Below are 12426 nucleotides of genomic sequence, written 5' to 3' on the forward strand. Positions count from 1 at the left end.
GTATAACTAAAACTTATTAATTGCTACTTTTGCTTTTTTAGTAGCAAAATTAATACTTAATTATGAAAACGATACAATTCAGAGAAGCTATTTGTGAGGCAATGAGCGAAGAGATGCGCAGAGACGAATCTGTTTATTTAATGGGAGAGGAAGTTGCTGAATACAATGGCGCTTATAAAGCCAGCAAAGGTATGCTTGATGAATTTGGGCCTGATCGAGTAATCGATACCCCAATCTCTGAATTAGGATTCGCCGGAATTGGTGTAGGTAGTGCGATGAACGGCAACAGACCAATTATTGAGTTTATGACCTTCAACTTCTCATTAGTTGGTATTGATCAAATCATCAACAACGCTGCTAAAATGCGACAAATGAGCGGTGGGCAATTCAATATTCCTATTGTATTCAGAGGCCCTACTGCTTCTGCAGGTCAATTAGGTGCTACACATTCTCAAGCCTTTGAAAATTGGTTTGCGAACACTCCTGGACTTAAAGTTGTTGTTCCCTCCAACCCGAAGGATGCCAAAGGACTATTAAAATCAGCTATCAGGGATAATGACCCTGTTATTTTTATGGAAAGTGAGCAAATGTATGGGGACAAAGGAGAAGTACCCGAAGGTGAATACACCATACCACTAGGAGTGGCGGAAATAAAAAGAGAAGGATCAGATGTAACTATAGTATCTTTTGGTAAAATTATAAAAGAAGCCTATAAAGCGGCTGAGGCGCTAGAAAAAGAAAATATTTCTTGCGAAATTATTGACTTAAGAACGGTAAGACCTTTAGATCTGGATGCTATTTTCAAGTCTGTTAAAAAAACGAATCGCTTGGTTATATTAGAAGAAGCCTGGCCATTAGCCAATATTTCATCCGAAATTACATACCAAGTTCAGTCTAATGTTTTTGATTTTTTAGATGCTCCCATAGTTAAAATTAATACTGCAGATACTCCTACTCCTTATTCTCCAGAATTATTACAAGAGTGGTTACCCAACAGTGAGGATGTCGTAAAAGCTGTTAAAAAAGTATTGTACAAATAAAATAAACCGTTATTAAATTGGTTAAAGCATTTAACACGTGATACTTCTTTCACCAAAAAAAGCTATTATCGCGAATTGAAATGAGTTTTTTTATGAAACAATATACTTTAGTAGCTTTTCTTGTTTTCTTGTATCAGTTAAGTAGTTTAGCACAAACCAAGGTAAGCGGTGTTGTTTCTGATACTAATGATGGCCCCATTCCATTTGCCAATGTAGTATATGCCAACTCCAGTGTTGGTACGATAACGGATGAAAATGGACGTTTTTATCTAGAGTCTGATAATAATTATTCAGAGTTAAGAATCTCTTTCATTGGTTTTGAAACTAAAGTTATAGCTTTAGATAAAAAAGTAACCTATAATATGGAGATTGAGCTGATCGAAGAAGCCAACTCCCTCGATGAAGTGGTAATCTATAAAGGAAAAACCTCTAAAAAAAATAATCCCGCTATTGATATACTTCGAAAAATCTGGAAAAACAGAAGGGAAAACGGGGTAAAAAAGTTTAAGCAATATCAATACGATAAATACGAAAAATTAGAATTTGATTTAAACACCATCGATAGTAGCCTTATCAATAGTAGAATATTTAAGGGGATGGAGTTTATTTTCGAGGACATTGACACTTCAAGAATTACCGGCAAAACCTATTTACCTATATTTTTAAATGAAGCCATTTATAAAGTGTATGGTGATAATACCATCAATGAAACCAAAGAATTACTAAAGGGAAATAAAAATGCAGGGTTTAGCGATAATCAAACACTAATTGCCTTTGTCAAGGACTTATATTCTGACTATGATGTTTATGATAATTATCTAAAATTCTTTGATAAAAGTTTTACCAGCCCATTATCCAGAACAGGGATTAACGTCTATAATTACGTCCTCACGGATAGTTCTTACATCGGTGATAAATGGTGTTATAATATTGTGTATTACCCAAGACGTAAAAATGAATTAACCTTCAAAGGTGACTTCTGGGTAAATGACACCACCTGGGCGCTTAAAGAAATCAATCTTGAAGTTACCAAAAGTGCTAACATCAACTGGATTAAGGATTTGTATATTGAGCAGGAATTTGATGTACTCAACGATTCCATTTTTTTGATTACCAAGGACTACTTTCAATCGGATTTCGCCCTAAATAAAAAAGAAAAATCCAGGGGTGTGTATGGTAAACGAACCACACTCTATGACAATTATAAATTCGATATCAAAAAAGATCCCAAGTTTTACAAAAGTCAAGTAGATCCATACAACCAGGATGTTTATAATAGAGAAGATGCCTTTTGGGACCAAGCCAGGATGGAAGCCCTAAACAAAGATGAACAGAAGGTATATAAACTTCTGGACACCCTAAAAACCGTAAAAGCTTTTAAACGCCTCTACAATATCGGAACGATATTAGCCTCTGGTTATATTGAGTTTGACGGGTGGGATTTTGGACCCTTATTTTCTACAGTTGGTTTTAATGATATCGAAGGGTGGCGACTACGTGCAGGTGGCCGAACCTATTTTACTTCTAATGACCGTTGGCGAATTGAAGGTTATGGCGCCTATGGCTTTAGGGACGATAAATTTAAATACGGCATATCCGGTAAATATTTGATTGATCGAAAATCGAGATTAATGGTTTCTTTAGGAAATCGAAGAGACGTGGAACAATTAGGAGCCAGTTTAACCAATACCAATGATGTAGAAGGTAGAAGCCTGGCCTCCTCCGCTATTATCACCACAGGAGATAACACGCGATTAACCTCCATAAATCTTACGGCTTTTTCGATGCAGATCGAGCCGCGAAAAAATTTAACCCTGGGCGTTACTACCTCCTTTAGAACACTTAAACCTGCCGATCGCGGTTTATTTAGCCTTGACTTTGTTGACCCTGATACAGGTGAACTCAAAACAGAGATCACACAAACTGAAATCGCCACACAATTAGCATATACCCCTAACCGAAAAACAACAGGTTATGGAGTAGATAGGATTATTGTCAATGACGGGGATTATGCAACGCTATTTCTCAATTATGGCGTGGGGGTAAAAGGAATATTAGAGAGTGATTTTGACTATCAAAAAATACAATTTCTCTACGGACAACCCTGGAACATCGGTGGATTCGGAAGATTAACCACCTCCTTGGAGTTAGGTAAAATTTATGGTGAAGTGCCTTTAGGGTTACTCAGTGTAGTACCAGGAAACCAAACGTATATTTCAATTTACAATACTTTTCCGCTTTTGAACTTTTATGAGTTTGTAACCGACACTTACGCTTCCTTACATCTTCAGCATAATTTCAATGGACGAATATTTTCAAGAATACCCTTATTAAGAAAACTTAATTTAAGAGAACTTGTTGGTTTTAGAGCAGTTTTCGGAGAGTTATCAGATGAAAATATTTTACTTAGCGCCCCATCCGGAGAAACACTTTTAGCGCCTGATATTGACCCCTATTGGGAGTATAGCTTTGGTGTGGGTAATATTTTTAAAGTATTTAGAATAGACTTTCACTTTAGAGGAAATTATTTTGACAACCCCGACGCCCGAAAGTTTGGAGTAACCGGTGCATTTGGCTTTTATTTCTAAAAAGTTTTATGTTATTTTTTAACTATTTGATGATTTTAAAAGTCTAACATTACCAAAAGTTTAATTTTTATCTAAATCTTTGCTTTTTTTAAGCATAAACTTTCCGTAACCCCCTTGAATACGTATATTTGCCGCCCATAAAACGAAAACAAAAATTATGAGCGCAGCTACAAAGGAAAGCTTTGATGTACTAATAGAAATTCCAAAAGGAAGCCGAAACAAATACGAATACGATTTTGATATCAAAAAAATACGTTATGACAGGATGATATTTTCATCAATGATGTATCCAGCTGATTATGGTTTTATCCCTGAAACTCTGGCGCTTGATGGAGATCCGCTTGATGTTTTAGTGCTAGTTACTGAACCCACTTTTCCTGGATGCGTAATGGAAGTTAAACCTATTGGAGTATTCCATATGGCGGACGAGAAAGGACCAGATGAAAAGATTATTTGTGTTCCCGTTTCTGATCCAATTGCCAACCGTATTTCTGATCTAAAAGAATTAAACCCACATCTTATTCAAGAAATAGAACATTTCTTTCAAGTTTATAAAGATTTAGAGAAGAAAAAAGTGGACGTTGGTGACTGGGGCAATGTAGATGAAGCCAGAGAAATCATTAAAGCCTGTGTAGATCGTTTTGAAAACCTAGAAGATAAACCTAAAGGATTATTTAGCATTTACTAAATTTTAATCCATACATTATCAAAAGCGCAATATTTTTACCAAAGTATTGCGCTTTTTCTATTTAGGGTATTTTTACTACATTTAGCGCTAATTAACTAAAAAAACATATATGGAATCAAACATGATCTTAGTGCCAATTGCTTTGGCAGTTTTAGGGCTTATCTTTATGTTCATTAAAATGTCCTGGGTAAAAAAGCAAGCTCCGGGTAGTGAAAAAATGCAGAATATCTCTAAAAGTATTAAAGAAGGTGCTCTGGCGTTCCTGGCTGCAGAATATAGACTTTTATTAATTTTTGTAGTTATCGCCTCAGTTGCCCTATTTGGTATTTCCATAGCTGTAGATACTACACACTGGATGATTGTACCTGCTTTTATATTTGGAGCGATCTTTTCTGCACTCGCAGGTAATATCGGTATGCGAATTGCCACAGAGGCCAACGCACGAACTGCAGAAGCAGCTAAGACGAGTTTACCCCAAGCCTTAAAAGTTTCTTTTGGAGGTGGAACAGTAATGGGTCTTGGTGTTGCTGGATTGGCTGTGTTAGGATTAAGTTTATTCTTTTTCTTCTTTACCACTCAATTTATGGGTAATGAAGGGAGTTTTTATGATAATATGACCGTAGTGCTAGAAGCACTTGCTGGATTCTCACTAGGTGCCGAATCGATTGCGCTTTTTGCACGTGTAGGGGGCGGAATTTATACCAAAGCGGCTGATGTAGGCGCAGATCTTGTAGGTAAAGTGGAAGCTGGTATCCCAGAAGATGACCCAAGAAACCCTGCTACTATTGCAGATAATGTTGGAGACAACGTTGGTGATGTTGCCGGGATGGGAGCCGATTTATTCGGTTCTTATGTAGCTACCGTACTTGCTGCAATGGTATTAGGTAATTACGTGATTAGAGATATGTCTACCACTACAGCTTTTACTGATAGCTTTGGAAATATGGGACCGATATTACTCCCTATAGTTATAGCCGGGGTGGGAATATTAGCATCGATTATTGGAACGTTCTTGGTTAGTGTAAAAAACAACGAAGCCAAAGAAGCTCAAGTACAAAAAGCCTTAGATATGGGGAACTGGGTAGCTATTATTATTACCGTTATTGCCAGTTTCTTTTTGATCAAATATATGTTACCTGAAACGATGGAAATGAAATTCTTTGGAGAAGGCATCAAGGAAGTTTCGTCAATGAATGTATTCTACGCTTCCTTAATAGGGTTAGCTGTGGGGGCATTGATTTCAGTGGTTACAGCCTATTATACGAGTTTAGGTAAAAAACCGGTAATGGACATTGTTCAAAATAGTTCTACAGGTGCGGCCACTAACATAATTGCCGGTTTAGCTGTGGGGATGAAATCTACTTTCCTATCGGTAATCCTTTTTGCCGCCGCCATATTTGGATCTTATGCGTTAGCCGGATTTTATGGAGTAGCATTAGCAGCTTCTGCAATGATGGCTACTACAGCGATGCAATTGGCTATTGACGCCTTTGGACCAATCGCGGATAATGCAGGAGGTGTAGCAGAGATGAGTGAATTAGAAGATCACGTAAGAGAACGTACTGACATTTTAGACTCGGTTGGTAATACCACTGCCGCGGTAGGTAAAGGTTTTGCCATTGCTTCAGCAGCATTAACAGCATTAGCTCTTTTTGCCGCCTACGTAACGTTTACCGGTATCGATGGAATTAACATTTTTAAAGCAGATGTACTCGCCATGTTATTTGTTGGTGGTATGATCCCGGTAGTATTTTCTGCACTAGCAATGAAATCCGTAGGAAAAGCCGCTATGGAAATGGTACAAGAAGTACGCAGACAGTTTAAAGAAATCCCTGGAATCATGGAAGGAACTGGTAAACCTGAATATGCCAAATGTGTAGATATCTCAACTAAGGCTGCCTTACGAGAAATGATAATTCCAGGATTACTTACTATCATTACTCCTATCATCATTGGTTTACTTTTCGGAGCTGAACCTCTGGGAGGTTATATGGCTGGTGTCTGTGTTTCTGGTGTAATGTGGGCCATCTTTCAAAACAATGCAGGTGGAGCCTGGGACAATGCCAAGAAATCATTTGAAGCCGGAGTGGAAATCGATGGAGAAATGACCTACAAAGGCTCTGATGCCCACAAAGCTGCAGTAACTGGTGATACCGTAGGAGATCCCTTTAAAGATACCTCTGGGCCATCTATGAATATTTTGATAAAACTGACTTGTCTTGTTGCTTTAGTAATTGCACCAATACTAGGAGGACACGGTGTAGAAGAAGCCATGGCTGTCAAGGTTGAAGTTGTTAAAGAAGCTTCAGCGAATAAAGAAAAACAAATCGAGGTTCAAATGACCAAAGTGGATGACGGTAACGTTACTGCGGTCATCACTACTACCAGTATCAAAGATGGTAAGGAAGTTTCAGAAAAGATAATGCTCGAGGGGCCTGAAGAAGAGATTAAAGCCCAAATCGAAAAATTAAGAAAATCATTGTAGTCTTCCATAAAAAATTAACAATTCAACCTCGCTCTTTCGGCGAGGTTGATTATTTTTATACAAAAGTTAAACCAGCCTGTGTTTCGAAAAAAAGCTTTACGCATTAATACGTATAGAGGATATGGTTCCGAAAATCTGTTTAGAGCTTCTGGTCGTGCGCTAGAAGATGAAAATGTAGATTTTGGATCCAACCTTAGTACCTTTAAAACGCTTCGTAACATCTACAAACAACTGGAAAGTGACGAAATAAAAAATGCACGGTTAACACTTAAGCTATCCAATGGTCAAAAATTTGAAACTATGACCGATAAAGAAGGCTATTATCACTTTGCTACAACCGTGGATGAGTTACAAACACTTGCAGATCAAGAAGGCTGGGTTACCTACACGGTATCGTATACAAAGGAATTTACCAAACGAGAAATTAGCGATCACAATTCCTTTGAAAGTCAAATGTTGATCCCATCTAAAAATGCTGAATTTGGCGTAATTAGTGATATCGACGATACCATTCTACATACCGGGGTTGCCTCTTTTTTTAAATGGCGAGTAATTACTAATACGCTATTCAAAAACTATGACAAGAGAATTCCTATTGAAGGGGTTAGTCAGTTTTACAAAAAATTACATTTAGGATTTAACGGAGAGCCGGTTAATCCGTTTTTCTATGTTAGCAATAGTCCTTGGAATCTCTACGACTACTTAAGCGCGTTTTTGAACAAACATTTTTTTCCAAACGGACCTATTTTGCTTAGAGATTTTAGAACTCCTTTTGATAAAACCCCAAAGCCGAAGTTACCCCACAAGCAGTCCGAGATTTTAAATTTACTCGCTACCTATCCTAAACTCAAGTTTATCTTGATTGGAGATAGCGGCGAAAAAGATGCGGATATCTATACCAAAATTGCCTTAGAGCATCCAGGACGTATTTTAGCGATTTACCTCCGGGATGTTAACCATAAAAGAAAAACCAAAAGAATTCAGCGGATTATTGATAACTACAATGCTACCCCCATTCTATTGATGGAAAGTGCACAAGAAGCACTTAAACACGCCAAGAAACACGGTTATATTGATTAGTTTTTTAAACTACGTACTTCTGTAGTCAAGGCTGCCATCGCCTCTTGTAATTGTTTAATACTTGCATTATCCGCATTAGCATCAATATTAAAACTGAGCTTGCTATTTACCAACCATAATTCTTTGATCTGATGCACCTGTATGGTATAGGGCAAGTATTCTGGATTTAGTGAAACTAAAGTGATGGAGGTAGGGTCATCTCCTTTTTTGATTTTTTTTACGACTACACTATCTTCTAATACCACTACACAAACGGAGTTGTTTCCTAATTCCGATAAATTACCAATAGCCTTACCAATTACCCACTCCTTTGGTTCGAATAGCGGCTGCATACTATCCCCTTCGATTTGAAAACCCCGATAGGTTGCATTACGGTATTCTGGTAAAGGAATATCAAAGGCTGGTAATTTTTGGTACCAATCTACATCCTGTATATTATGTGGGTAACCTGCTGCAGCTTTTACATTAACGAGGACAATATTGTCGTTTCCTGAGGAATCTACCGTAACCACTTTGGGAGACACATCTTTATCATTTAGGAGGATGGTTTTTTGCTTGCTCTTACCAAAAAGCCATAGTGGATTTATTCCAAACTCTTCCAAGAGTTTAGTTACTACCTCACCAGAAATTTTTGTTTTACCACGCTCAATATCTGCAGTGGAATTATTAACATTCAGCAGCTTTGCAAATTCAGATTGTGTACAATGGTTTTCTTCTCGAATTTGTTTAAATCGTTTAATAATTTGATCTGCAGCGTCATCCATGATGTATACTATTTTGGTTAGGTTTATCCCAAGCGAGCAAACGCTCTAACTCCTAACAAATATACATCTTTATGGAATATTTCCAATTTTAACATATTAAAATTTCTTTTTTAATGGAATTATTCCATATTTTTGGAAAAATTACAAGCTCATGTTACAAGATACCATAAACACTAACCCTAAACCTATTAGACACGTGTTAACGAATACCCATCAAGCTATTGCCTTGTTAGAAGCTCATCTTCAACTAAAGGAATTACCTTTTATCAAAGATTATAGCATAGAAAACTATAGGTTTCACTTTTACAGCCCTACCTATAAAATGGCAATTGAAATCGACAGCTACGTCAATGAATCGTATCCTGTTTTTAATACTGATCAACTCAAAAAACTATCCATTTATTCGCTGGGTGTACACGTATTTCGCTTTACCGATTATCAAATCCTTACTGATATGGAAGAAGTGAGCAGAACCTTAAAGCATTATATTAAAATACACAGCAACGCCCATGTCCTTTGATCGCATTCGAGAGAAACTTTCCATTTTGGCTGATGCTGCAAAATATGATGTCTCCTGTGCCAGTAGTGGTGGTAAACGAAAAAACAGCAACAAGGGTCTTGGTAATAATACTGGTGTTGGGATATGCCATAGTTATACAGAAGACGGGAGATGCGTATCTTTACTAAAAATCCTGCTTACTAACCATTGTATTTTTGATTGTGCCTACTGTGTTACGAGAAAAAGTAATGACATAAAGCGTGCAGCTTTTAAGGTACAGGAGGTGGTTGATTTGACCATTAATTTTTATAGAAGAAATTATATCGAAGGCTTATTTTTAAGTTCTGGTATCTTTAAGAATGCAGATTATACTATGGAGCGTCTCATCCAAGTCGCTAAAAAACTTCGGCTCGAAGAAAATTACAACGGATATATCCATTTAAAATCAATTCCAGGCGCTAGTGATGAATTAATGCGGCAGGCCGGACTATATGCAGATCGTTTAAGTGTTAATATTGAAATCCCTACAAAATCAGGACTTAAATTACTAGCCCCAGACAAGAAGCACGAAGATTTTATGAAGCCTATGAAAAAGGTTAAACACGAAATCATAAAATATCAATCCGAAAAGAAAGTATTGAAAAGTACGCCCACCTATGCTCCGGCTGGTCAAAGCACTCAAATGATTATTGGTGCGACTGGTGAGAGTGATCGAGATATCATGTATAGCGCCAATTTTTTTTACAAAAAATACCAGATGAAACGGGTGTATTATTCAGGATACATTCCCGTACTTGAAGATCATAGATTACCTGCTATAGGAACTGCTGTTCCAATTGTAAGAGAACACAGATTGTATCAAACCGATTGGCTTATGCGTTTTTATGGTTTTTCTGTGCAGGAAATCGTTAACGACACTTACCCTAACTTAGAGTTAGATATTGACCCCAAGTTAGGTTGGGCTTTGCGACACCTGGAATTATTTCCTATCGATATCAACAAGGCCGACAAAAAAATGATAGCTAGAGTTCCGGGTATAGGTATGCAATCCGTTTACAAAATAATACAAGCAAGAAAATATAGAAGACTAGATTGGGATCACTTAAGAGCAATGGGGATTGCCTTAAATCGAGCACAATATTTTATCACCTGTTATTCGAAACAGTTTTATAGTCAAGATTTGACTCCTTTACAGCTCAAAACTAAAATCATGAGTAACTCCTCATCGAAATACCATAATCAATTTACGAATCAACTTAGTTTATTTAATTAAAATGGAGTATAGCGATCATCATATTTTAAATTATGACGGCACATTTGACGGATTCTTGACCGCTATTTTTATCGCTTACGAAGAAAAGCTAGAACATCTTACAATTCAACACAGCTGCACTACCACACCCCAGATTTTCTCCAATAATCAAACTATTATCACCCATACTAGCCAAGCGAATCGAGTATGGAAAGGGTTGCTTAACGTAACCACACCACAGCAACGTGCTGCTATTTTTAAGGCGTTTTTGAGTGAAATTAAAGGAATTGAAGATTTACTTTTCACCTTTATCAAAAAACTTTTTGCTAAAGAAATAAGCCCCAAAGATTTTAGTGAGAACACGGCCCTACGTGTTGCTCAAATTGTAAAGATGGTCGGGCGCGAAAAGCATCGTATGGAAGCTTTTGTGCGCTTTAAATTAACTAAAGATCACATTTACGTAGCCACAATTGAACCTGATTTTAATGTACTACCGCTTATTACTTCCCATTTTAAGGATCGCTATGCGGATCAGCAATGGTTAATCTACGATATGAAACGTGCTTATGGTATTTTTTATGACAAGAACACTACTGAAATCATAGCCCTTGAAGATCAGGAAATCTTGCTTTCGAATAACGCATTATTTGCATCGGAAGAACTAGCGTTTCAAAAACTATGGAAAACGTACTATGATGGCGTTAATATCTCCTCAAGAAAAAACAATAAACTGCACCTTCAACATCTCCCGAAGCGCTATTGGAAATATTTGACAGAAAAGAACCCAACACTTTAGTATCCTTTTTTATCCTTTATACGATTTCAAGATTTTGTACGTTATTACAAGTAACTAATCTAAACTATTATGAAAAAATTATTTTTAGGGGCTTTAGGATTATTATTAGTAGCCTCAATTACATCCTGTAGAGAAACCACTGACAAAGCAGAAGAAGCTGCAGAAAATGCAACAGAAGCAGCACAAGAAGCTACTGAAAAAGCATCTGACGCTGCTGAAACTGCAATCAACGAAGCTGACGAAGCACTAGACGAAGCTGGTGATGCTTTAGAAAAAGCAGGAGATGATGCTTCCGAGGCTACTGAAAAGGCCATTGACGAAGCAGAAAAAGCGCTTGATGATGCTGGTAAAGCATTAAAGAAAGCTAAAGAAGATACCGAAAAAGCTGTTGACGACGCAGTAAACAGCTAAACATTTTGCAAACAAAAAAAGCCTGTGGAAAATTCCACAGGTTTTTTTTATATCCATTCTATTTTTTCTTCAATTTTTCCTCGTCTAGAGGCAAACTCTTCTGAAGTGTCATAGCTTCCGATATAAAAGAAACCTAAACAACGTTCTCCTTCTTCTAATTCAAAAAAATCTTGCATATAATTGATCATAGGTGGAGAACTCCAATAGCAGCCTACCTCAGCGGCTGTACAACTCAGCCACATATTCTGAACGGCCATGGCTGTAGCGGCCACCTCCTCCCACTCCGGGATTCGTTCTTTAGGATCACGTTGCATACAGATTGCGATAACAGCACTGGCAGCCTTACAGTTATTTTTGATTTTCTTGAGCTTATACGGGGATAACTTTTCATCCGGTGTAATATCAGTATAAGTGTCTGCCAGGTAATCCCCTAATCGAGACAAGGCTTCTCCCTGTATGATTTTAAAACGCCAAGGTTCTGTGATACGGTGCGTAGGAGCCCAATTGGCATTTTCTACCAAGGTGGTCAGGAATTCTTTTGAAACTGGTTTCCCGGTATAACTTGCAGGAAAAATAGACCTGCGCTTTTTAATCAGCTGGGTAATATCTTCTAAATTCAAACTAGTAGTGGGTTTTATAACTATTTGTTTTGCGTTTACCTTAATTTATCGAACTTCTAGTTTACAACCGATATCGCTAAAAACCTTAGCGTTTTAGACAAAATTAACGTAAAATCAGATGTCTGATTAGATTATTTCTTTTATCCATAAAACAAAACTGTTCGATGCTAGTTAAAAAAACAAAATAGGTCGTGTAAGGTTTT

General features: G+C 37.3%; 11 protein-coding genes. 9 read left to right on the forward strand and 2 right to left on the reverse strand.

The genetic code is table 11. From position 1 onward, the window contains the following. Nucleotides 1-62 precede the first annotated feature (62 nt). The 5 genes from EV197_RS14125 (at nucleotide 63) to EV197_RS14145 (ending at nucleotide 7881) form a co-directional block, all read left to right on the forward strand. A complete protein-coding gene (locus EV197_RS14125) occupies nucleotides 63-1040 on the forward strand; it encodes a pyruvate dehydrogenase complex E1 component subunit beta (protein ID WP_130287444.1) in 978 nt (325 codons plus the stop codon). A 92-nt stretch (nucleotides 1041-1132) separates the two neighbouring features. Next, a complete protein-coding gene (locus tag EV197_RS14130) occupies nucleotides 1133-3628 on the forward strand; it encodes a DUF5686 and carboxypeptidase-like regulatory domain-containing protein (RefSeq protein ID WP_130287445.1) in 2496 nt (831 codons plus the stop codon). A 157-nt stretch (nucleotides 3629-3785) separates the two neighbouring features. Continuing rightward, complete coding sequence (locus EV197_RS14135) at nucleotides 3786-4316, forward strand: inorganic diphosphatase (RefSeq protein ID WP_130287446.1); 531 nt, start codon at nucleotides 3786-3788, stop codon at nucleotides 4314-4316. 109 nt (nucleotides 4317-4425) lie between these two features. After that, the gene (locus EV197_RS14140) at nucleotides 4426-6801 is read left to right on the forward strand and encodes a sodium-translocating pyrophosphatase (RefSeq protein WP_130287447.1); all 2376 of its coding nucleotides are present in this window, start codon (nucleotides 4426-4428) and stop codon (nucleotides 6799-6801) included. 78 nt (nucleotides 6802-6879) lie between these two features. After that, on the forward strand, nucleotides 6880-7881 hold the full coding sequence (locus EV197_RS14145) for an App1 family protein (RefSeq protein WP_242610742.1): 1002 nt from the start codon (nucleotides 6880-6882) through the stop codon (nucleotides 7879-7881). On the opposite strand, the gene EV197_RS14150 is transcribed toward EV197_RS14145, so the two are convergent. Next, nucleotides 7878-8645, reverse strand: coding sequence for an XRE family transcriptional regulator (locus EV197_RS14150; protein ID WP_130287448.1), 768 nt, complete (start codon nucleotides 8643-8645; stop codon nucleotides 7878-7880). The two genes, EV197_RS14145 and EV197_RS14150, sit on opposite strands and share 4 nt — an antisense overlap. A 151-nt stretch (nucleotides 8646-8796) precedes the next feature. Between EV197_RS14150 and EV197_RS14155 the strand changes: the two genes are divergently transcribed. The 4 genes from EV197_RS14155 (at nucleotide 8797) to EV197_RS14170 (ending at nucleotide 11603) form a co-directional block, all read left to right on the forward strand. Beyond that, the gene (locus EV197_RS14155; RefSeq protein WP_130287449.1) at nucleotides 8797-9165 is read left to right on the forward strand and encodes a DUF559 domain-containing protein; all 369 of its coding nucleotides are present in this window, start codon (nucleotides 8797-8799) and stop codon (nucleotides 9163-9165) included. Next, nucleotides 9155-10417 carry a putative DNA modification/repair radical SAM protein gene (locus EV197_RS14160; RefSeq protein WP_130287450.1) on the forward strand — a complete coding sequence of 421 codons (1263 nt, stop codon included), beginning with the start codon at nucleotides 9155-9157 and terminating at the stop codon, nucleotides 10415-10417. The genes EV197_RS14155 and EV197_RS14160 overlap by 11 nt, the downstream gene beginning before the upstream one ends. A gap of 1 nt (nucleotide 10418) precedes the next feature. Further along, nucleotides 10419-11192 carry a TIGR03915 family putative DNA repair protein gene (locus EV197_RS14165; protein WP_130287451.1) on the forward strand — a complete coding sequence of 258 codons (774 nt, stop codon included), beginning with the start codon at nucleotides 10419-10421 and terminating at the stop codon, nucleotides 11190-11192. A 69-nt stretch (nucleotides 11193-11261) separates the two neighbouring features. Further along, nucleotides 11262-11603, forward strand: coding sequence for a hypothetical protein (locus EV197_RS14170; RefSeq protein ID WP_130287452.1), 342 nt, complete (start codon nucleotides 11262-11264; stop codon nucleotides 11601-11603). A gap of 47 nt (nucleotides 11604-11650) precedes the next feature. Here EV197_RS14170 and EV197_RS14175 read toward each other — a convergent pair whose 3' ends face one another. After that, entirely contained in the window at nucleotides 11651-12223 is a 573-nt protein-coding gene (locus EV197_RS14175) for a nitroreductase family protein (protein WP_242610743.1), read from the reverse strand. Between the last annotated feature and the right edge of the window lie 203 nt (nucleotides 12224-12426).

The organism is Aquimarina brevivitae, assembly GCF_004216895.1.
GTDB classification, from domain to species: domain Bacteria; phylum Bacteroidota; class Bacteroidia; order Flavobacteriales; family Flavobacteriaceae; genus Aquimarina; species Aquimarina brevivitae.